This window comes from Bacillus sp. AK031 (assembly GCF_053903065.1).
Genome location: NZ_CP096424.1, coordinates 873053 through 895363, shown reverse-complemented (window position 1 = coordinate 895363; position 22311 = coordinate 873053). Strand labels below are relative to the sequence as shown.

General features: G+C 42.6%; 21 protein-coding genes, 1 pseudogene, 1 riboswitch and 1 other annotated feature. Of the genes and pseudogenes, 5 read left to right on the top strand and 17 right to left on the bottom strand.

Annotation, left to right across the window (positions count from 1 at the left end; all coding sequences use genetic code 11):
* Positions 1–85: 85 nt before the first annotated feature.
* The 6 genes from leuS to M1E09_RS04480 all read right to left on the bottom strand — a co-directional run bounded on the left by leuS (position 86) and on the right by M1E09_RS04480 (position 7145).
* Entirely contained in the window at positions 86–2500 is a 2415-nt protein-coding gene (leuS, locus tag M1E09_RS04505; RefSeq protein ID WP_456273669.1) for a leucine--tRNA ligase, read from the bottom strand.
* 77 nt (positions 2501–2577) lie between these two features.
* Positions 2578–2797 (bottom strand) — a binding site (T-box leader).
* Positions 2798–3024: 227 nt separating this feature from the next.
* The gene (locus M1E09_RS04500) at positions 3025–4212 is read right to left on the bottom strand and encodes an MDR family MFS transporter (RefSeq protein WP_456273668.1); all 1188 of its coding nucleotides are present in this window, start codon (positions 4210–4212) and stop codon (positions 3025–3027) included.
* A 199-nt stretch (positions 4213–4411) separates the two neighbouring features.
* Positions 4412–4570 carry a hypothetical protein gene (locus tag M1E09_RS04495; protein WP_456273667.1) on the bottom strand — a complete coding sequence of 53 codons (159 nt, stop codon included), beginning with the start codon at positions 4568–4570 and terminating at the stop codon, positions 4412–4414.
* 274 nt (positions 4571–4844) lie between these two features.
* On the bottom strand, positions 4845–5906 hold the full coding sequence (locus M1E09_RS04490; protein WP_456273666.1) for a M20 family metallopeptidase: 1062 nt from the start codon (positions 5904–5906) through the stop codon (positions 4845–4847).
* A 778-nt stretch (positions 5907–6684) separates the two neighbouring features.
* The gene (locus tag M1E09_RS04485) at positions 6685–6855 is read right to left on the bottom strand and encodes a glycogen biosynthesis protein GlgD (protein ID WP_456273665.1); all 171 of its coding nucleotides are present in this window, start codon (positions 6853–6855) and stop codon (positions 6685–6687) included.
* Positions 6852–7145 carry a YtzC family protein gene (locus tag M1E09_RS04480; protein WP_456273664.1) on the bottom strand — a complete coding sequence of 98 codons (294 nt, stop codon included), beginning with the start codon at positions 7143–7145 and terminating at the stop codon, positions 6852–6854. Before M1E09_RS04480 ends, M1E09_RS04485 begins: the two co-directional genes overlap by 4 nt.
* Before the next feature lie 197 nt (positions 7146–7342).
* Between M1E09_RS04480 and M1E09_RS04475 the strand changes: the two genes are divergently transcribed.
* Positions 7343–8302, top strand: a complete 960-nt coding sequence (locus M1E09_RS04475) for a TIGR01212 family radical SAM protein (protein WP_456274898.1) — start codon at positions 7343–7345, stop codon at positions 8300–8302.
* The gene (locus tag M1E09_RS04470) at positions 8299–8871 is read left to right on the top strand and encodes a class I SAM-dependent methyltransferase (RefSeq protein WP_456273663.1); all 573 of its coding nucleotides are present in this window, start codon (positions 8299–8301) and stop codon (positions 8869–8871) included. Before M1E09_RS04475 ends, M1E09_RS04470 begins: the two co-directional genes overlap by 4 nt.
* Positions 8872–8914: 43 nt before the next feature.
* Here M1E09_RS04470 and M1E09_RS04465 read toward each other — a convergent pair whose 3' ends face one another.
* The 4 genes from M1E09_RS04465 to M1E09_RS04450 form a co-directional block, all read right to left on the bottom strand.
* Positions 8915–9916, bottom strand: a complete 1002-nt coding sequence (locus M1E09_RS04465) for an LLM class flavin-dependent oxidoreductase (protein ID WP_456273662.1) — start codon at positions 9914–9916, stop codon at positions 8915–8917.
* Positions 9917–10035: 119 nt separating this feature from the next.
* Positions 10036–12435, bottom strand: a complete 2400-nt coding sequence (locus tag M1E09_RS04460; RefSeq protein WP_456273661.1) for an immune inhibitor A domain-containing protein — start codon at positions 12433–12435, stop codon at positions 10036–10038.
* Between the two features lie 321 nt (positions 12436–12756).
* Complete coding sequence (locus M1E09_RS04455) at positions 12757–13830, bottom strand: tetraprenyl-beta-curcumene synthase family protein (protein WP_456273660.1); 1074 nt, start codon at positions 13828–13830, stop codon at positions 12757–12759.
* Between the two features lie 34 nt (positions 13831–13864).
* The gene (locus M1E09_RS04450; protein ID WP_456273659.1) at positions 13865–14674 is read right to left on the bottom strand and encodes an alpha/beta hydrolase; all 810 of its coding nucleotides are present in this window, start codon (positions 14672–14674) and stop codon (positions 13865–13867) included.
* A 109-nt stretch (positions 14675–14783) separates the two neighbouring features.
* Here M1E09_RS04450 and M1E09_RS04445 point away from each other — a divergent pair, with 109 nt between their 5' ends.
* The gene (locus tag M1E09_RS04445; protein ID WP_456273658.1) at positions 14784–15302 is read left to right on the top strand and encodes a gamma carbonic anhydrase; all 519 of its coding nucleotides are present in this window, start codon (positions 14784–14786) and stop codon (positions 15300–15302) included.
* 340 nt (positions 15303–15642) lie between these two features.
* On the opposite strand, the gene metK is transcribed toward M1E09_RS04445, so the two are convergent.
* Together metK and M1E09_RS04435 are read right to left on the bottom strand one after the other, a co-directional pair.
* Positions 15643–16842: a methionine adenosyltransferase gene (gene metK / locus M1E09_RS04440; RefSeq protein WP_456273657.1), complete on the bottom strand. Its 1200-nt coding sequence runs from the start codon at positions 16840–16842 to the stop codon at positions 15643–15645.
* A gap of 206 nt (positions 16843–17048) precedes the next feature.
* Positions 17049–17300: riboswitch (SAM riboswitch) on the bottom strand.
* Positions 17301–17472: 172 nt separating this feature from the next.
* Complete coding sequence (locus tag M1E09_RS04435; protein WP_456273656.1) at positions 17473–17676, bottom strand: hypothetical protein; 204 nt, start codon at positions 17674–17676, stop codon at positions 17473–17475.
* Positions 17677–18063: 387 nt separating this feature from the next.
* On the opposite strand from M1E09_RS04435, the gene pckA reads away from it, so the two are divergent.
* Positions 18064–19653, top strand: coding sequence for a phosphoenolpyruvate carboxykinase (ATP) (gene pckA / locus M1E09_RS04430; RefSeq protein ID WP_456273655.1), 1590 nt, complete (start codon positions 18064–18066; stop codon positions 19651–19653).
* Between the two features lie 105 nt (positions 19654–19758).
* On the opposite strand, the gene M1E09_RS04425 is transcribed toward pckA, so the two are convergent.
* The gene (locus M1E09_RS04425; protein WP_456273654.1) at positions 19759–20001 is read right to left on the bottom strand and encodes a DUF2584 domain-containing protein; all 243 of its coding nucleotides are present in this window, start codon (positions 19999–20001) and stop codon (positions 19759–19761) included.
* A 42-nt stretch (positions 20002–20043) separates the two neighbouring features.
* Complete coding sequence (locus M1E09_RS04420; RefSeq protein WP_456273653.1) at positions 20044–20832, bottom strand: alpha/beta hydrolase family protein; 789 nt, start codon at positions 20830–20832, stop codon at positions 20044–20046.
* A 212-nt stretch (positions 20833–21044) separates the two neighbouring features.
* Between M1E09_RS04420 and M1E09_RS04415 the strand changes: the two are divergent.
* Positions 21045–21314, top strand: a pseudogene (locus M1E09_RS04415) (ABC transporter substrate-binding protein); the annotation flags it as partial.
* An 81-nt stretch (positions 21315–21395) separates the two neighbouring features.
* On the opposite strand, the gene M1E09_RS04410 reads toward M1E09_RS04415, so the two are convergent.
* The 3 genes from M1E09_RS04410 to M1E09_RS04400 form a co-directional block, all read right to left on the bottom strand.
* Positions 21396–21647 carry a hypothetical protein gene (locus M1E09_RS04410; RefSeq protein WP_456273652.1) on the bottom strand — a complete coding sequence of 84 codons (252 nt, stop codon included), beginning with the start codon at positions 21645–21647 and terminating at the stop codon, positions 21396–21398.
* Between the two features lie 5 nt (positions 21648–21652).
* Positions 21653–21922, bottom strand: a complete 270-nt coding sequence (locus tag M1E09_RS04405) for a hypothetical protein (RefSeq protein WP_456273651.1) — start codon at positions 21920–21922, stop codon at positions 21653–21655.
* Between the two features lie 83 nt (positions 21923–22005).
* Entirely contained in the window at positions 22006–22212 is a 207-nt protein-coding gene (locus tag M1E09_RS04400; RefSeq protein WP_456273650.1) for a hypothetical protein, read from the bottom strand.
* Positions 22213–22311: the final 99 nt, after the last annotated feature.

The following is a 22311-nucleotide window of genomic DNA, read 5'->3' as shown; positions in this document are numbered from 1 at the left end:
CACTCTTATTTTTACATTATATCAGAGCTCTATGCACGGGAAAAATAAGAAGACCGGCGCCATCGAGGCACCGGCCGGATAAAATTTAGATTGCTACGATATTAACAAGTTTTCCTGGAACGGCGATAACTTTGCGTACAGTCTTGCCTTCGATAAACTCCTGTACTTTAGCATCCTGAAGGGCGATTTTCTCAAGTTCATCTTTACTGATGTCACGAGGTACCGTCAACTTGGCACGCACTTTTCCGTTTACCTGGAATACGATTTCAATTTCATTGCTGACAAGTTTGGACTCATCATATGATGGCCACTCAGCATAAGAAATCGTTCCTTCATGTCCAAGCTTGCTCCAAAGCTCCTCTGCAAGGTGCGGAGTGACCGGTGCAAGCAATTTCACGAAGCCTTCGATATAGTCTTTTGGGAGCACATCTGCTTTATAAGCATCATTGATGAATACCATCAATTGAGAAATACCAGTGTTGAAACGAAGTCCTTCGAAATCTTCGGTAATTTTTTTCACTGTCTGGTGATAGCTCTTCTCAAGGTCTTTGTTCTCTTCGTCTTTCACTTTCTCACTGATATTTCCGTTCTCATCGACAAGAAGTCTCCAGACACGGTCAAGGAATCGTCGGGAACCGTCAAGCCCATTCTCGCTCCAGGCAACAGATGCTTCAAGCGGCCCCATGAACATTTCATACATGCGAAGGGTATCAGCACCATGTGTTGCAACGATTTCATCCGGATTCACGACATTACCTTTCGACTTACTCATCTTCTCATTATTTTCACCAAGAATCATGCCTTGGTTGAACAGCTTCTGAAACGGCTCTTTTGTTGGAACTACACCAATGTCATAAAGGAACTTGTGCCAGAAACGTGCATACAGCAAATGAAGGACCGCATGCTCAGCACCGCCGATATACATATCGACCGGAAGCCAATGATTAAGGTTTTCCTCGCTTGCAAGCTCCTCATCGTTATGAGGATCGATGTAGCGAAGGTAGTACCAGCAGCTTCCTGCCCATTGCGGCATCGTATTCGTTTCACGGCGTCCTTTTTTCCCTGTTACAGGGTCTGTGACATTCACCCACTCGCTGATATTGGCAAGCGGAGATTCACCTGTTCCTGAAGGTTTGATTTCCGTCGTCTTTGGAAGTGTGAGAGGCAGATCTTCAACAGGAACTGTCGTTGTCGTGCCATCCTCCCAATGGATGACCGGAATTGGCTCGCCCCAGTAACGCTGGCGGCTGAACAGCCAATCTCTTAAGCGGTAAGTCGTTTTCTTCTCGCCGACACCTTCTTTTTCAAGCCACTCGATTGCTTTTGTGATTCCTTCTTCTTTTCCGAGACCATTAAGGAAATCGGAGTTTACATGCTCACCGTCGCCTGTGTACGCTTCTTCGTCCACATTGCCGCCGGCTACGACTTCTTTGATAGGAAGCTCAAATTTTTTCGCAAATTCATAATCTCTTTCATCATGTGCCGGAACCGCCATGATTGCACCTGTTCCATAGCTCATCAATACATAGTCTGCAATCCAGATCGGCATTTTCTCGCCGTTGATCGGGTTGATCGCATAGGCACCAGTGAAGACACCTGATTTATCTTTTGCAAGGTCTGTGCGTTCAAGGTCGCTTTTTGCTTTGACTTTATCGATATAAGCAGAAACCGCATCCTTCTGTTCACCTGTTGTGATTTCATCTACAAGTGGGTGCTCAGGAGCCAATACCGCATATGTTGCGCCGAAAAGAGTATCCGGGCGGGTTGTGAAGGCAGTGAATTTCTTATCAGTGCCTTCAATGGCAAAATTAACTTCCGCTCCTTCAGAACGGCCAATCCAGTTTCGCTGCATGTCTTTGATGCTTTCCGGCCAGTCAACCTCTTCAAGATCTTCAAGAAGGCGGTCTGCATATGCCGTGATTTTCAGCATCCACTGTCTCATCGGACGGCGTTCTACCGGATGCCCGCCGCGCTCACTTTTACCATCGATTACTTCTTCGTTTGCGAGAACCGTTCCAAGTGCAGGGCACCAGTTCACCGCTACTTCATCCACGTAAGCAAGGTCTTTTTCATAAAGCTTTGTAAAAATCCATTGCGTCCATTTATAGTAGTGAGGATCCGTCGTATTGACTTCGCGGTCCCAATCATAAGAGAATCCAAGAGCCTTGATCTGGCGGCGGAATGTGTTGATGTTCTTCTCCGTGAATTCAGCCGGGTCGTTACCAGTATCAAGCGCATATTGCTCTGCCGGCAGGCCGAATGCATCCCAGCCCATCGGATGAAGGACGTTGTATCCCTGCATTCTCTTCATGCGGGAAAGAATATCTGTTGCCGTGTATCCTTCCGGGTGCCCTACGTGGAGGCCGGCACCTGATGGATACGGAAACATATCCAGTGCATAGAACTTCGGTTTATCCTTTTCAGTTTCTGTTTTGAATGTTTTTTGTTCTTCCCAATAATGCTGCCACTTTTGTTCGATGTCTTTGTGGTTAAAGCTCATTGTCGGAACCTCCTTTTTCTTAGTAAAAGCTTTTGTAAAAAACAAAAAAACTCCCGCCCCAATTATTAATAAATAATAATTGGGACGAGAGGTCTTTGATAATCTCCCGCGGTACCACCCAGATTAGTGTACACGCACTCACTTGATTCCATCCTTAACGCGGAAAACGGCAGGCCTTACTTTAGTTCACGCCTGCAACTCAAAGGCGAGTTCATGATGATTTCCGGTTGACTTGCACCGACCGTCAACTCTCTAATGCGGACCCTCATCACTACTATTCCTTATCAACGTTGAAATATATTACAACTATTGTATTCACTATTCTATGCAAAAATATACTGCGTTGCAAGCCTAAATTTTGAAATATTTTATTCCAATAAAAGAAGATTTGTATAAGGAACCTGGTCATTCATAATGACTGTAATCATTGATTTAGTTCTTATTACATCAACTGAGCAATTACCCGCCCTGCAATTGCTCAGTAAACAAAAAAGACTAACCTTCTAAAAGGATAGTCTTCAAGATTAAGAGATTGAAACTGATACAGACTCTTTTTTCTTCAGTGACCTGTCATACACAGCAGTAAAGATGATAGCTACAGCAAACAATCCAATCAGAGCCGTAAACATTGTAGAAATTCCGAATCCGTCGACGATGATACCCCCCAATAAAGGACCGATCATCCTTCCGCCTGTCGCTGTACTGTTAACGATTCCCTGGTAAAATCCTTCCCGCCCTTTAGGCGCAAGGTCATTTGCGATTGTAGGAACTGCCGGCCATACCAGCATCTCACCAAGTGTCATAATGATCATCGCAATTGCAAACATTTGAAAAACATCAGCGGTACCGGCTACCCCGAATGAAATCATGAAAATCACAATCCCGATCTGGATCTGCATCTTAAGGTTATTTTCAAAACGGCGGATAAGTTTGGAAAGCAATGGCTGCGCTAACACAATCAAGGCACCGTTTATCGTCCATAGCAAGCTGTACTGCTTCAAGCTGATATTGATCTCCTGAGTGTAGCTTGCAATTGTTGACTGCCATTGGACATAACCGATCCAGCATAGAATATAAGCAGCACAAATTAAGATAAGCGCAGTGAATTTTGATTTATTTTTTATAAAAGCACCTTCGTTAAGCAATGAAGTTTGCTTGCCGGTATTGACAGAGATATTCTTGTATCCGAAAAAGGCAATTAAAAAGAAGATGACATACATGATCAAGTTTGCAAGAAAGATATATTGGAAAGAGTAAGAAGCGACTAATCCTCCAAGCGCCGCACCTACCGCGACACCGACATTCTGTGCGACATAGATGGCATTGAATGCTTTCCTTCCGCCTTCTGGCCAAACAGAACCGGCCATGGCATACACAGAAGGAAACACGATGCCGGAACCAAATCCAACAATAGCAAGAAAGATTACATAATGTGGCCAGCCATGGTAAAAATTCATACCTGTCAAGGCCAGTAGCGTAATAATAATTCCCGTTAAAATGGAACGGTATCCGCCAATTTTGTCAAAAAGACTTCCTCCAAAAAGATTTCCAATGACACTGGCACCAGCATTCAACATCAGTACAAGTCCTGCAACTGATAGCGACTTGCCAAGGTGCGAGCTAATGTATATTGTATTGAGCGGCCATAAAAAGGACGCTGCCGTGACATTGACCATCATACCAGCGATTAAAAGCCATAAAGATTTAGGCATAAATTAGCGCTTCCTCCCCTAGATATTTCGATTCCCAAAATGATTATAGGGGTTTTCATACTCCTGTGCAATACGATTTGAAATAGAGAGATAATTCGAAAAACAGCACCGGAAAGCAGTAGCTTTAAGTCCACTTATTCACTCGGAATAAGTGTCTTTACGGACAGATACTATTTTGATGGCATCGATTCCTCCTTTTTTACAACTCCTGATCCATTATGTCCAGTAAATGAATAATTGTTCTTAATTCTTTAGTTGCGTGTTTTTTTGTGTAAACTTCATCATATTCCAAAAAACTGAGCAATTTTAAGCATTTTAATTTCACTTCAACAATATCCCACTTTTCATATAATTCCATTATCGTTTTCTCCTTTTAGTTTATTGTTTTGGTTAACTTGTAAAATAGGAACATATATAGGATACCCAACCCTTCTTAGACAATTCGATGAAGTGTTCTGCATAAAAAATCGGTCAGCGGCATCAGCCACTGACCGATTTTTTATGCATTATTTGCTGTGGATAACTCAACCAATTCGTTTGTTAATTAGAAGTTGGTACTTCAAAATAGAACTCGTCAGCCTAAGCTGCCTTTTATAGATTCAGGAAAACTAATTAACAAACTTATCTTATCTTCAAATCTCCTGCGCAAAATCAACAAGCATTTTCTGATATAAATAAAGAGAATCAATCTCTACATTCTCCTTATTTCCATGCCAGTTTTCTCCTACAGGGCCGAATTCGATTGCAGGGATTCCCTGTTGTGCGTAGAATTGAGTATCTGCTGATCCGTGCTGGCCGAAGAAGACCGCTTCCGTTCCGGTATGCTCCTCCAGGGCCGTCTTGATTTTTTGAACATAGTAATCATTGATGTCGGTTCTGACCGGCTTACTGAACATGGAAACAAACACAGGACCTTCAACCGCCTCTTCAATCTCTTGCACAACCCTGTCTTTTGTCTGGTCCGGCAAGTACCTGATGTCATACTTCAGCATACATTTACCGGGAACTTTATTATATACGTCTCCCCCCTCAATAATAGCCAGATTGAGAGAAGGGGTCGGATAATATTCGGAACTTTCCTGCATAAATGGCAGTTCTTTTATTTTGTTATGAACATCAAACGCTTTTTCTATGGCGTTTTCTCCTTCCCACGGTCTGCTTCCATGCGCAGGGACTCCGTCCACCTCCACGTTCAGCCTTAATACACCTTTTGCCTGAAGGGCAATCCCAAGCTGCGTCGGCTCTGAACAAATGACGAAATCACCGGTATAACCCTGTTCAACTAAATAGCCTGTACAGTTAAATCCGCCGATTTCTTCATCTGACACGATCTGCAACTGAATTTTCACATCGAGGTCTTTATCTTTTAATCCAACCATCGCATACATCATCGAAGCGACACCGGCTTTCATATCGGCTGAACCTCTGGCATAGATTTTTTCATCGGTTTCTCTCGGTATAAATTGCTCGTCCTTTCCACTTACGACATCAACATGCCCATTGAAGATTACCTTTTTATCTCCGCTTCCGATCTCCGAGACAAGCATTTTATAACCGTTATTCTCAATGATATTAACGCCCAGTCCGTTTTCCTCCAGCCATTGGCCGCAATACTCTATGGCTTTGTTGCTTCCTTCTCTTGTTGAGCTGTTTATCAGAAGCAGCTCTTTTAAAAGATCTTTAAGGTCTTCCATACGAATCCTCCTCATTCATGGTCTTTACTCTTCTTTTACCACGAAAAAGGAGGGGTGAATCTTTGATAAAGTAAAAAGCCCGCCTAATTGATGTTCAAGTAGTTCAGTTTTGAGTACAAAAACACTATTTGTCCCCTTAATTGAATTGCTTTTTTCTATAAAATCGCAAACTAATCTGCACCCTGATTCGTAAGGTAAAGTTCAACCAAAACTGTCGGCCTTACTGAACGGAATTGATTAGATTATAGAAAGTCCTATCCTTAAGTGAAGGGTCACAGATATCCATAAATAGGGGGAGAAATTCCCCTTAAACTGTAAAACATAGCTGAGTTCACTATAAATAAGGGGAGATTTTCCCCTTATTCCTGGTTCAGCACCCCATTTTTCATGACTTTCAAATGAATAGCGGTAAATATTCCCTTTATTTCAACTATTTTCAGTGTCATTTCCTAAATAAGGGAAGTTTCTCCCCTTATTTTTATCAGCTCATGTTGCTGATTTCCTTTGGACCCATGTGATTCCGCTCTTGGATGGCCGGGTGGAGTTAATTCGCTACAAAAATCGCAAGACTACAATATTTATTTCAGTGTTGTGGTAACGTGTGCGAAACTAGATGCGAAAAAAACACTTGAAAGTAGATGACTTGTTGTAATACCAATAAAAAATAGCATACGAATAATGGTGCGAATTCGTATGCTAAAGACTTTGTATTTTTACGTTTGTACCTCTAAAGTGAACACCTTAAATTGATGATTGGTGTGCTTTCCAATTCAATATTTTATTGATTTTCTATTTCCCTGTTTTTTGACTTTACCGGCTGCCCTTGTTTTTCATATCTCTTCTTGGCTTCCTTCACAGGATTGTATTCTTCGCCAAATTCAGTATCGAGGTTTCTTTCTGCAGTTCTTGTCTTTTGCTCTGGATTATTTTGCTTTGAACGTTTTTTCACTGTAATTTTCCTCCTACTGATTCAGGATCATGGTCTAACAGAACCATTTCATTTTGGAATTGCTGGAGCTGCAAGCGCATTCTGTGAAGCTGTTCACGCTGCTGGGAATTGGCGCTGTTCGCCAAATGCCTGATATCATTCACAGCTTCTTCCACCTTCTGCATGGCATCTGTATATTCCTCATCATGATAGTGTTCTTGTTGGGTACCTGATTTATATTGTTCTTGTGCAAAACGAAGTGCATCTTCGCACTTTTGCAAACATTCATCCATTGATTGTCTAGTCGCCATTGTAATCCCTCCAAAACTTCAGAAATGAAGCTATGCTTCTTTGTTTATTGTTTGTAATCAGAAGAGAATCATCAGTAGAAATTTTTTCCTGCAACAGACTGTAATGCTGCTGTTATTGGATATACAGGCCTTTCATGATAAAATGCTTCTATTGCAAATTCTGCTCTTTTAGAAAGATTGTTGAGGAGGTGTTTGTCATCAGCCAGACAAACCCATTTCCATATGCCGCTGATGTAAAGCGGTATCATACATGGAATTATCATTTACGAAATCATTTTGGACACAAAGTTTTTAAAGTAGCGCTTGATGGCGGATTTGATTGTCCAAACCGGGACGGCACCGTCGCTTATGGCGGTTGTACATTCTGCTCGGCAGCGGGTTCCGGTGATTTTGCAGGAAGCAGAGTCGATCCGCTTGAAAAACAGTTTAATGATATTAAAGAAAGAATGCACCGCAAATGGAAGGATGGAAAGTATATGGCCTACTTCCAGGCGTTCACCAATACCCATGCTCCAGTTGAAGAGCTTCGGGAAAAATATGAAACAGTATTAAGACAGGAAGATGTCGTCGGGCTTTCGATTGCCACGAGACCTGATTGCCTTCCTGATGATGTAGTCGAATATTTGGCAGAGTTGAATCAGCGCACCTATCTTTGGGTCGAGCTCGGCCTTCAGACCGTCCATGAAAAAACAGCCGGGCTCATCAACCGCGCACATGATTATGAATGTTATGCAGAAGGTGTCAATAAGCTTAGAAAACATGGAATCCGTGTCTGCTCTCATATTATTAACGGCCTGCCCCAGGAAGATTACAGTATGATGATGGAAACTGCGAGGGAAGTCGCAAAGCTTGATGTACAAGGGATCAAAATTCATCTGCTTCACTTATTAAAAGGAACTCCGATGGTGAAACAATTTGAAAAAGGCCAGTTGGAATTCCTTTCATTTGATGAGTATGTAGGCCTGGTTTGTGACCAGCTTGAAATACTGCCGCCTGAAATGATTGTACACAGGATCACAGGTGACGGTCCGATTGATCTGATGATTGGGCCGATGTGGAGTGTGAATAAGTGGAATGTGCTGAATGCGATTGATGCTGAGCTTCAGCGCAGAGACAGCTGGCAAGGAAAATTCTATATTGCGGAGGTGAGAGCATGAAGCTTGAAAAAGTTCTCCCCTTTGCACGCAAGCTCCTTTCTGCTTCCGTAAAACCCGGTGATATCGCCATTGATGCCACACTTGGTAATGGCCATGACACTCTTTTCTTAGCACAGCTGGTTGGAGAAAACGGACGAGTGTATGGATTCGATGTTCAGGATGACGCCATTTTCAACACGAGGGAACGACTTGAAACCCACAATTTGCAGGATCGGGTCACGTTATTTAAGCAGGGGCATGAAACCGTAAACAATGTGATTCCACCCGTCCACTATGGTGAAGTGACAGGAGCCGTTTTTAACCTGGGATATCTTCCCGGCGGGGACAAAACGATTGTTACCAGACCTAAAACGACCATCAAAGCCATCGAGGGACTCCTGGATGTATTGGCACCAGAAGGAATCATCGTCCTTGTCATCTATCACGGCCATCGTGAAGGCGCAGTAGAAAGAGATTATATCCTTAGATATGTTGAACGACTAGACCAAAATTATGTACATGTCCTTCGTTATCAATTTATGAATGGGATCAATAACCCGCCGTTCATTATTGCATTGGAGAAACGATAAAAAGGATGACCCGCTGGCGGGGCATCCTTTTTATAATACTTACTTACAGAAGTTCATCAGCCACAAGCTTAAATGACTTCAATTTAGCCTCAAAATCATACGTGATCGTCACGAGCATGATTTCGTCTGTTTCATATTGTTGGCTTAACTCCTGCAACCGTTTCTTTACCTTTTGGGGATTTCCGATTACCATCCGCTTGCGATTTTCTTGAATCCTCGCTCTTTCAAAAGGGCTGTATTGGTATTGTGCTGCTCTTTCCGGACTGGGGGTTCCATTGGATTTCATTCCCTGCTCAACCATCAGGATGGACAGGTCGATACTTGAAGCCACACTTTCCGCTTCTTCGTCTGTTTCTGCACAAATCACAAAAACAGCGACCATATTTTTGGGCTGGCCAAGAACCTCTGACGGCTTGAAGTTGTTTCGATAATGACTGGTATAGTTGGGTCCGCCTTCTCCATTAATGAACTGGGCAAATGTATACGGAAGTCCCTTTTCGGCAGCGAGCATTGCACTTGATGGACTTGAGCCCAGCATCCACAATTCGGGTGATGTACTTATTAAAGGCGATGCTTTCAATCCTTGATAAGGATGTGTATCAGGAAGATCATCTGTTAAATAGGCCAACAGATCATCTATTTGTTCAGGATATTGATTAACATCCCTATGTTGTCCGTTATTCAACGCCATGGACGCTATCGGCATTCCCCCCGGGGCCCTTCCTATCCCCAAATCGATCCGACCGGGATTCAACCCCTCTAATACTCTAAAGTTTTCTGCTACCTTATATGGGCTGTAATGGGGGAGCATCACACCGCCCGATCCGACCCTGATCTTTCCTGTTTTAGCCGCTAAATGGGCAATCAGGACTTCAGGGGAAGATCCGGCAAGGCTTGTTGTATCATGATGCTCAGATACCCAGAAACGGGTGAAGCCTAATTGTTCCGCGTACTGAGCAAGTTTTACTGTATTCTTAAGAGCTGCCTCAGGACTCATTCCTTCTGCAATCGGTGACTGGTCCAGTACACTTAATTTTAAAGACATTCCTTTTAACAACTCCTTCTCTCACTTGTGTCTATTATTATCATTTTTATAAAAAGAAATGTCCATTAACATGCTTAAAGGGTGAGAGCCAATGGCCCCCACCCTCTAACAGTCACTCATTATTTTTTGTAAAGCAATACTTTACCTACAGTTCCATCTTCACTCTGGCCTACTACACGGAAGTTCAATCCGTAATTAGGTACGTTACGTCCTGCATCAACAAGACCCGGGTTGCTGTAGTCAGCACTGTCGCTGAATAATGGAGTACGCTTTGTGTAATTATCTTTCATAGTGATTCCAAGCAAGTTCGTGTAATCCAAAAACATTTTCTCAGATTTATCAAGGCTGAATGCCGCATCGTGAACCTGGTAGCGAGATGATCCTACAGACCCGTCGCTCCAATAGTTTGTATGCTGGTCAGCATCGACAACACCTACGAAACCATCACCCGGGTGAATTCCAGTCCAGTTTTCACTGTACTGCTTATCAACATACCATACGACAAGTCCATCATCGAATGTCATTAAGCTGTCACCGCGGCGGATGTTTTTAAGACCTTCATCAACGTCGTTGTGGCTTCTCCACTCTAACAGGTAGTAATGGTCAGAGCGTTTGATACCGTCATTCTTAGTGAAGCCGTCCAGTGATACAAGTGCATCACCTTCTGCATCATCAAACAATACTTCTTCACCGTCTACAACGATGGATAAATCATCTGCATACAGGCCAGGATTTGAAACCGCTGCATCCGTCACATACTCGATTGCCACTTCTACCTCTTGTCCAGCATAAGCGGAAAGGTCGAATGAAGCGTCAATCCATCCGTCAGATGAGCCAGTGATTCCATTCCCAAGGTTGGATCCATTCGGATCAGTATTTGTCGTGATTCCACTCTCTACCGGCTCGCCATTCACTGTTACATATGCATAATCCCAATCTGTTTCAATATCATACCAAGCTTTGAAATTGAACTCTGCACTTGTGGCATTTGTTAAATCTACAGTAGTAGAAAGTACATTATGCAAGTCATCCGAACTTCCAGAGAAGTAAGCATTTTCTCCGCTTGCAGGAGTAATGATCAGTGTTTCTTTTTGTGGAAGTTTTACTTTTACCACATCATTATTTGTTCCTTTTGTAGCTGCTTCATCAAGAAGGAACTCAAGTCCATTTCCATCAATATCCTCTAGGTTCACTTCAGAACCAGTCAACCAGTTTCCTTCAGTTCCTTTATTATCAACTACCGCAGAAGCCTGCAGCATTTCTTTCATATAAGGACTGAATCCTGTCGGCATTGTTCCAGGAATGTCACCGGCCCAGCTTCCGCTCGACATGATGGACCAGTAGCTGACCGGCTCGCCTTGCCCTGTATATTGAGTATCGTATTCATCAGGAAGACCTAAATCATGTCCGAATTCGTGCGCCATAACTCCAACCGCTCCATCTTCCGGCTCGATTGTGTAATCATAAGCTGCCATAGAACCGCCCCAATAACCGACAGTTGCTTCCGTGTTGGAGATTGGTGTTACTCCACCAAGATTCCATCGGTGTGACCAAATTGCATCAGATCCAAGAGAACCTCCGCCAGCTTCTTCACCGACACCGGAGTGGATGACCATCAAGTGATCGACAAGTCCATCGGCTTCAAGGTAGTCCCCATCACCGTCCAAATCATATCGGTCCCATTGATCATAGTCTGCGATGTTTACTGATGGATCCGCAGCTGCTGCTTCTAATGCTTCCTTAACAAGCCCTCGTGCATTTACATCGCTGCCGTCTGGTTGAGGATCGTTGCCCCCGTATGCTGCAGCAGGCTTGCTAGCTGTATACCATCCAGCAACTTCACCTTCAACAGAGTAGCTTCCACCTGACTGCTTCTCATAATATTGTTTCATCGATACATATGTTTCACCGTCAGGGCCGACCCAGCCGCCTTCTCCGAATAGCATGTCTTGATAATGCTCACGGGAGTAGGCATCTTCACCTTCATAATACATGTCCGTTTCATCTGCAGTCATGGAATTATGAGGCTTGTCCGGATAATCAACAAGAAGGACCAATACTTTATCAGTACGCATTTCTCCATCGTATGCTTCTTTCTCCACTGATGATGGAGCATTTTTCTTAGCTTGTCCAAGCTTGTTTCCTTTTCCGTTTGTCAAACTATTGTTTTTCATTTCTTGTTGAAGCTTTGCTTTCACTTCTTTTTCATCGCCATGAAGTTCTCCGGCTTCTTTTTCAGCCGATTCAGCTTTCTTCGCCAAGAACTTATTTAACGCCTTCTGGGCTTCGGCAGCTGTGGCATTCTTGTCGATTTTGCCTTCCTTTTGAAGCATTTCAATTAAGCGGTCATCATTGGCAATTCCGAGGTCGAATGGACCACCATGATGATGTTCTACAGCTTTACCCGGATTGGCCAAAACATTTTCAGGTGCGACACTTGCTGCAGATGCGGGAACGGCAAATGCGCCAATACTCATTGCAGCCGTCATCGCTAAAGATAAAACTTTACGTGATTTCACACGTGATTCCTCCTTTATGTAAATTGAATGTGATAACTTTTTAACAATTGTAAATATACCGTATTTTTCTGAAAAATACAGCAATTCTGAATAAAAAGAATCTATAGCACTATAATAAAAACCCCTATTTAGGATGAAAGATACACTCTATTACATAATTAGGAATTTATTTGTTTTATTACCCGGGATTGAATTAAGGTCATTTGTCCTGCAAGGATGTAAAATTGAACCAATCCAAGTCCTGGAAATGGTTCAGATTGACTCATTACCCCAAATTCACGAAAAAAAAAGATGACCATTTTTCATGGTCATCTTCATCATTCAGGAGCTTTTCTTCCAGCCCTGCAGCTTCCGGTATATTTTTCCATTATAATAAAAAAATTTGGTTATCCAGCCTGATGCATTAAGGAACTCTTTTGAAAAGCTGAAAACATTTTGCTGTCTCCAAGCTTTCTCGTCTGAAAGATAGACTCCTATCAACCCCTTATTTATTAGACGATGGAAACCTGCATGGGGAAGCTGGCTTGTATTCTCATCAGCCTTTTTGAGGAAATGAAGAAGCCTCCCTTTCATTTCTTCTTCGCTTTCATAGTAGAAACAGAAGTTGAGGTCTCCGCCTTCAATATCTTCTTCCTGATCGATAAAATAGTCAAGCAGAATATGTAAACCTTGAATATATGGAAAGTATCCGTTTCGGATAGAGTCAGCCTGAAAGCTTTCAAAATCCTCACGCAGCCCATAGGACACAAGGCAAAAAATCCCCAGAGTTGAGCCGGAACAGGCAGAAAATTCATACCAATCCATTTCTGGCAGTGTATCCTTATACTGCTCGAACCAGCTTTTTAACCGGTCGGTTCGCTCTTCTTTTTTAACATGTTTATGTATTTGCAAGTCACAGTAATAATCACAGAGTTCATGTAAATAAGGTTTTATGACAGGATAACCCGGAACATCTGACAGCACGGATTGACATGTCAGCACCAGCTCATTCAGATAACCACCGTCATCCTGATCTTCTCTGTGTCTGTAATACTGGCGCAGTGGAGCACCTACTGTAAGAGCGTCTTTCATTGATTCATGGAGAGCTGAAAAATCCTCTGGATCCAGAGAAGTGCTTCTGTCACATAAGTTATCCAGGTAGTCACTGATTGTCTGATACGCGACTATGAATCTGATTGCACTTTCCCTTTTCCATTGAGCAAGCAGGGCCAGGATCGATCCCCCTTCACAATGGAACGTTTTATGGAGGATACTTGCAAGGGCCTGGGTTTTCAGTTCATCATTCGGAATAGCTTCAGCCTTGCTTGACCACCCTTCAAGTTCGCTGTGGACCACAGGGAATACCTTTCGATAAACCTGACTCATCAATGAAAAAGGATGAGTGGGAATGGACATATACTTCACCTCGCTCAATTAGGTTTTGAAAAAGCTATTCTTTGACTACATAACCGATCGTTTTCAATCTTGACTCTACAAAGGTTTTGGCATATTCGAATACATCGTCCCGTTCAGGTTCATTAAATATTTCATGATAGCACTTCGACCATTCTTTATAATGCATTTCAGATAGGGAGAGCTCATTGAACCATTTTTTCACGAGTGACTTATCTACAATCTTATCATCTCCGCCCTGCATGACCAACAAAGGAACATCCGGCATTTTATCCATGTTGGCAAAAACCAGCTTCATTGCCTTGTCGAGTTCCCTGTACCAGCGCACAGACACTTTGGTGACATACAATGAATCATTGCTGTCTATTTCCCTTACATCCTGGTTTCGAGTCGCAAGGTCAACAGTCAATCCTGATGAAAATCTCACTTGCGGCGCCACTTTGTTTAAAATATGGGAAATGAATTGAAGCGGTTTTGGCGGTGAATCCACAAGGCCCAGGCATGGAGATGAAAGTATCAGGCCTGCAAGGTTGATATGGGATTCCTGCATAAGCCTTGCTGCAACCAGCCCGCCCATACTGTGGCCGATCAAGAATACAGGCAAGTCAAATTGATAGGCAGCCTGAATCCAGTCCTTCACCTCGACAATGTATTCGTCAAAGGCATCAACATGTCCTCTTTGAGCCCTTGATGTCATGCCTTGCCCCGGCAGATCTCCCATGATGACATGATACCCGGATGTCCGCCACATTTCAATGAGCCACCCGTAACGGCCATGATGCTCCATAGCACCGTGTATAATGACGATAACCGCCTTAGCCTCCTGATCCGTTTCCCATTTCCACATGGCAATTCCTCCTTAAATCTTCATTCTAAAATAATGATAGTTACTTTCAATAATGATACACTCAAATTATTAAGACTAATTATAACTGTCCTTTGAAAGGAGTAGTACAATGATTTATGAATATAATGGCAAAAAGCCAAAGATAGCCGAAAGCGCCTATATTGCTGATTATGTAACAGTTACAGGTGATGTCGAGATAGGCGAAGAATCCTCAGTATGGTTTAACAGCGTCATCCGCGGCGATGTCGCACCTACCATCATTGGGAACAAGGTCAACATTCAGGATAATTCTGTTCTCCATCAAAGCCCTGACAATCCATTGATCTTGGAAGACGAAGTCACCATCGGTCACAGTGTCATCTTACATAGTTGTAAAATCAGGAAAAAGGCACTGATTGGCATGGGGTCAACCATACTCGATAATGCCGAAATAGGTGAAGGGGCTTTTATTGGTGCCGGAAGCCTTGTCACCCCTGGAACGGTCATCCCGCCGAACAGCATGGCCTTCGGAAGGCCGGCCAAGGTCATCAGGGAATTGAATGATCACGATATCAGCGAAATGAAGCGGATCTCAAGGGAGTACGCCGAAAAAGGACAGTACTACAAATCATTGAAACCTCTTAAGTAATAGATTTTACTGTTTTTTTACCCATTATCCATGGGAGTTATTCTTTCATCGGGAAAGTAATCATTTGCAGTAGCAGCCCTCTCCTTTTTGATGGAGAGGGTTTTTAGTTTTGGAGCTTTTGACATCGCCGGTTTTTGATTTTTCCGATTCCGTGATGCCATAGCAGCCTAATGATAACGCCAATTTTTGTTTTTTCCAATTCCACGGTCCCACCCCTCTTCATGACACCGAAAATGTTAAATTTTCCTTTTAACTGTGCTTGACCAGCCGAAGTAATCCTGGTTTCACATACAATAAAACCCGAAGCAATATACTCCGGGCTTTAACAGTCATTATTCTATTACGCTTTTGCCTGCTCTTTAAGGGCCGCAGCTTTGTCAGTGCGCTCCCATGGAAGATCAAGGTCGCTTCTGCCAAAGTGGCCGTAAGCAGCTGTCTGTTTGTAAATCGGACGGCGAAGATCAAGCATCTTGATGATGCCTGCAGGACGAAGGTCGAAGTTGTTGCGGACAACGTCGATCAGAACATCTTCAGAAACATCGCTTGTTCCGAATGTGTCGATAGAGATTGATACCGGCTGTGCTACACCGATTGCATAGGCAAGCTGAACTTCACATTTATCAGCCAATCCTGCAGCGACAAGGTTTTTGGCAACATAACGTGCAGCATAAGCAGCGGAACGGTCAACTTTCGTCGCATCCTTTCCTGAGAATGCACCGCCGCCGTGACGAGCATAACCGCCATAAGTATCAACGATGATTTTACGGCCAGTCAAACCGGCATCCCCTTGAGGTCCGCCGATAACGAAGCGTCCAGTAGGGTTGATGAAGTACTTTGTATCTTCATCAATAAGCTCTTTCGGTACAACCGGATCAATGACATATTCTTTCAGGTTTCTTTGGATACGCTCTAAAGAAACCTCCGGATGATGCTGTGTAGAGATAACGATTGTATCAATGCGGACAGGTTTGTCATTTTCATCATACTCAACCGTTACCTGAGTTTTACCATCAGGACGAAGATATGGAAGCACATCGTCTTTACGCACTTCAGTCAAGCGGCGGGAAATTTTATGAGCTAATGAGATTGGAAGAGGCATAAGCTCCTTCGTTTCATTACAAGCGAAACCGAACATCAGACCTTGGTCACCAGCTCCGATTGCTTCGATTTCTTCGTCGCTCATTTGTCCTTCACGTGCTTCAAGCGCCTGGTCCACACCCATTGCAATATCAGCAGACTGCTCATCGATGGAAGTCAAGACAGCACATGTTTCAGCATCGAAACCGTATTTCGCACGAGTATAGCCGATTCCTCTGATTGTTTCACGTACAATTTTCGGAATATCTACGTAAGTACTAGTTGTAATTTCTCCAGCAACCAAAACAAGACCAGTTGTAACAGACGTTTCACATGCTACACGTGCGTTCGGGTCATTAGTTAGAATTGCATCTAGGATTGAATCGGAAATTTGGTCACAAATTTTATCTGGATGTCCTTCCGTTACGGACTCAGATGTAAACAGACGACGTTTTTTTGACATCGGTGTTCCTCCCTTAAGAAAAATAATTGGCTGAACAGAATGGCCTGTTCTCAGGTAGTTAATCACGGTACTCATTCCCTTAGTAGTATGAAGTAAACATGGTGTTTTTATCAAAAGACTTCATCTGCAGGGGCAGAAATTCTCAATAAAAAAAACCTTCCCGTCTATTAAAGAGGAAAGGTTATGATTTAAAGCCGCGCCTTTCACTCTTATTGATCAAGGAGAACCTTGCATCAGATTAGCACCTTTGCTTAAAAAATGACCTTATATCAGATTACTGTGTCATCAGGATAAGCAATACAGCTTAAATCATTAAGAATGATTTTGGTTCAAACAAACAGACAAAGAGGTTATCTCCTTGTTTGGACCAATCCTTTTGAATACTTCTGACAAGTATATTTTTCAAGCAGGTTGCTGGGTTTCATTGGGGCTGTCCCTCCACCAGCTCGGAATAAGAGTATCCGTTCAAGGGTCAATATTAACTTACTTTGTCAAAACGTGTCAACAGTTTTATTTCCTTATTGTGCAACTTATTTCAGCTGCACAAATCTACTTGCTTCTGCTGGTTCTTATACACCATTTTAAAGACACTTGATTTAGTAATTTCCTTTCTAAGTGTCTCTGGGCAGATTAAAGAACATTTAATTTCGCATACTCTTCTCTAACTGTCTCTACAACCGTTCTAAGAACACTTAATTTTCCACTCACCATCGTAACTTTCCCTACAGCCACAAGGAGAAAGGCCCACTGCAAAGTATTCTGTAACAGAGAAACAAGCTTTTCATCACGTACAAACCAACCATTTTTATAACCCCTGAAAACCACGTTATTCAATTAAACCTTCCTATATAAGAGAAACTTCTTTACAAACGTTCACAATTCGATAAAATCGTAATAGCATAACTTAATATATATTATTCCGGGGTTTTTCAGAAATAAATGTTTACTCACCACCATTTATGACTAAATCATTAATACAGCAATTATGTCAGCGCTCTCAAAAAATTCTTGTATTTCACCTTTAAAATTGTGACAATTTAAAAACATCGAGTAAAAATAATTAAATAGTATAGACTAATGGTTTTATTGTGTTATACTAATTCTTGAGAAAGCAAAGGGGTAATTAAATAAGGCTCTTTTTTGAAGGCTGAAGCTTTATGGGAGAAGCTTCAGCCTTTGAGGCAGAGCATTAAATACAGAACAAAGGAAGGTTATAAAAAAATGACTTCAATTAGCCTGTCTAATAAACTAAATGAATTACTTAACGGAAAAAATACAAAAGTACAATTATCTGTACCTCAATTAGTTGAAAAAGTTCTGAACCGCAATGAAGGAATTCTTACGGCTTCAGGGGCAGTCCGTGCAGAGACAGGAAAATATACAGGCCGTTCTCCACAGGATAAATTCATTGTAGAAGAACCTTCAACAAAAGATAAAATTTCTTGGGGTTCTGTAAACCAGCCTATTTCTTCAGATAAATTTGATAATCTTTATAATAAAGTCATTGATTACTTACAAGATAAAGAAGAAATTTTTGAATTCAAAGGATTCGCCGGCGCTGATCCAAAGCACCGCATGCCAATCCGTGTAGTGAATGAATATGCTTGGCACAATCTGTTTGCCCACCAGCTTTTCATCCGTCCAAGTGCAGATGAGATAAAAGGCCACAAAGCTGAATTTACAGTCATTTCAGCTCCAACTTTCAAAGCGGATCCAGCTGTTGACGGCACAAACTCTGAAACATTCATCATTGTTTCTTTTGAAAAAAGAACCGTACTGATCGGCGGTACAGAGTACGCGGGCGAAATGAAGAAATCAATCTTCTCTGTGATGAACTTTATGCTACCTGAAAATGATATCCTTTCCATGCACTGTTCGGCTAACGTAGGCCAGGAAGGTGACGTAGCATTGTTCTTCGGACTTTCCGGAACAGGTAAAACAACTCTATCTGCTGACCCTAACCGCCGCTTGATTGGTGATGATGAGCACGGCTGGTCTCCAAATGGGGTATTTAATATAGAGGGCGGATGCTACGCAAAGACTATCGACCTTACTCGTGAAAAAGAACCCCAAATCTTTGATGCGATCCGTTTTGGTTCTGTGCTTGAAAATGTGGTTGTCGATGAAAACACCCGCATTCCGGATTACGAAGATAACACACTGACAGAAAACACACGTGCAGCATACCCGCTTCAAGCAATCGATAACATTGTTGATCCAAGTGTTGCCGGTCACCCTAACACAATCATCTTCCTTACTGCTGATGCCTTCGGCGTATTGCCTCCAATCAGCAAACTGACAAAGGAACAAGCAATGTATCATTTCTTAAGTGGTTATACTTCTAAACTGGCTGGCACTGAGAGAGGAATCACTTCTCCACAGGCAACGTTCTCAACATGCTTCGGTTCTCCATTCCTGCCGCTTCCTGCAACAGTATATGCAGAGATGCTAGGTAAGAAAATCGATGAGCACAATGCTCAAGTATACCTTGTGAACACTGGCTGGACTGGCGGAGAGTATGGTGTCGGCAGCAGAATGAAGCTTTCTTATACACGCGCTATGGTTCAAGCTGCACTTGAAGGTGAACTGGCTAATGTTGAAACAGCGACTGACGACATTTTCGGCCTTCAAATTCCAATTCATGTACCAGGTGTACCTGATGAAGTACTGCAACCGCGTAAAACATGGACGGATGAAGAAGCTTATGTGGAAAAAGCGAAAGAGCTTGCAGGCAAGTTCAAGAAAAACTTCACGAAGTTCAATAACGTTCCAGAAGAAATTCAATCTAAAGGCGGTCCACTTAACGCATAATATGAAAAAGAGGCATGCTCCCAATTTTGAGCCTGCCTCTTTTTTATGTCCTGATAATTTAGTTATTTTTCGCCCGCTCAACAATCTCTTTGAATCAGCCTTTTATCAATTTGTGCTGTTCAAGGATGTTAATTGATAAGTAATGATCGTTTGGCCATTTTCCCACTGAAGCTTCCTGATCACACCCATCCCATTCGTATCTGCTTCCTTCGTCTTTTTCACTTCGACTGGTATTTCCATCGGATATAAACGATATCCCTCTTTTACAAGCTGGAAAAAGTTCTCTTCCATTCGTTCTTCATTTCCTTTGGTCACAATCATTGTATTTAATTCCAAACCCATTCCCATTAGGAACACTCCCTTAAACTTTAATTGTTCCATCCTGCTATGTCACACGCTTTGTTTCTTCATCCAGCTGCAGACCATCTGAACAATTTCACGGTTGATTGCCGGCGGAAAATAATGTGTATAGTTCTCAAAATAATAGGTATCTACCATTTTGTCCAGTTCTTTTAGTCTTTTTTCAAGCTTATATGCATGATCAATGGATACATTATGATCCTTCTCGCCATGTATGATAAGTACAGGTGCACTTATTTCCTCTAAATGGTACAGCGGGGTCCTCCATTTATACCGCATCGGATATTTATTGGGTGTTCCCCCAATAACTCTCTTCATCATCCTGCGCAAATCCTTTCGTTCTCGGTAAGTCAGAACCATATCGGATACCCCGCCCCAAGTGACCACCGATGCTGTTTCCTGCTTCTCGATAGCTGTGAGGAGAGCCATTACGCCTCCTCTGGAAAACCCAAAGACATGGACTTTCCTCCCTGCCACTTTAGGATTGTCAGCGAGTAAATCAAAGGCAGCGAAAGCATCGTGTCGGTCGTCTCCGGCAAAGTCCTCATTCCCTTCTCCTCCTTGATTGCCCCGGTAAAAAGGCGCGAAGACGACAAAGCCTTCAGAAGCAAACTGCGCAATACGCGCAGGTCTTACCTGCCCAATATTTTTGATTCCTCCTCTAAGATATAGAAAGCCGGGATACACTCCATCATTTTTTGGCTGGGCAAGCAAGCCCTTCACCCGGAGGCCGTCTGCACAGTAGGTAACAGAAAATAGTTCAACTGCCGGATTCGGTGACGGGAAGATTGTTTTTTCAAGAATTGTGCCGCTTTTCATCGTCTCACCCTTTCTTCGATTTATAGGCTATCACACAAATTTTATTTTTACATACGATATGTAGCAAACAATATCTGTCTTTCATCCCGCCTGCATCGACTCTATGCAGCCATATGCGGCGGGGATTGGCAGGCTAAAGGAGAGGAACCATTTTGAAAAGGCTGCTGAAACTTAGTGTTTTATTATTTATGATTCTCATTCTTTCAGTTGGTATGTGGGGGTGCGCCCAAGAAGAACAGAAAGCGCAAAAAGTGAAAGTTGCTGAAGTAACGCGATCCATTTTCTATGCACCTCAGTATGTCGCCCTGGAAAAAGGCTTCTTTGAAGACGAAGGTCTCGACGTTGAATTAACGACGACATGGGGCGGCGATAAAACGATGACAACCTTGCTTGCCGATGGCGCCGATATCGCACTTGTTGGTTCTGAGACGACTATTTATGTTGATTCACAGGGTTCAAGTGATCCTGTCATCAACTTTGCACATGCGTAATTAACTCTTATACAGGTATGTAATTAAAATTTTGAGCTTCCATATAGGAGCTCCTTTTTTTATATCATACTTCTATGCAGTTCGTATATCAACGTGCCTTTTGCACTTCACACACTGGAATAGATTCGGTTGGATTTCCTTATGCCTTTTTAACTTTCGGCAGGTCTGGCAGGATAGTGTGACGTGTCTGACCGTAAAATCGTTGATTTTCATTTCATCGTCTTGCATCACTACATCATCTTCTTCAGACTCATCTTTGTCTGGCCAAATAGCAAACAGAAAAATGGTACTCATTACGCCGGTCCCAAAACTTACCCAGTCCACATCAATCACCTCTCATTCAGAATGTATTGCAGCTCCCCGGTATTAAAATCTTTCACAGGAACAATTCTATAAGCAGAATCAATACTATGTTCCTGCTGCAACTTAAATACGAACTCGGGATCATTCAAACAAGTCTCAACCAAGAGACAGGCGAGAGTGGTAGGTTTCATGTTACAAGCTGTGGACAACCTATTTAGTTTTGCGCTCATCTTATTGTTCAGTGAGATGTTCACTCGATTTACTTTCTTATTTCCTAACCCCTTTCCTTCTATCATCAAAACACCCCCTTCCAAATGTCATGACAATTGACAGTGTCAACCGTGTAACAATGTAACAAAAGGGACATGGAGGAGGGAGGTCATAATCTTAAGGTGATCCCGCCTCCAGATGTCTTAATTACCTCTTTTTTTTGGAGTGATCTTTGGTACTCTCTGTCCACCAGAGTTTTCAAAAACTGGCTTCCGTTTCGTTTGCCCCCATTAGGAAGTTTAGTCACGAAATCATGAAGCACCTTTTGTTCCGGATCATCAACGTTTAAACAGAGTGATACTTTTTTGATTGTCATTTCAACCTCTCCCCTACCCTTGTATTTGCAGTCCACTTCTGAACTACTTGATAAATGGTTATGACAGTATGTAGACAAATATTCCTTTACTGAACACAA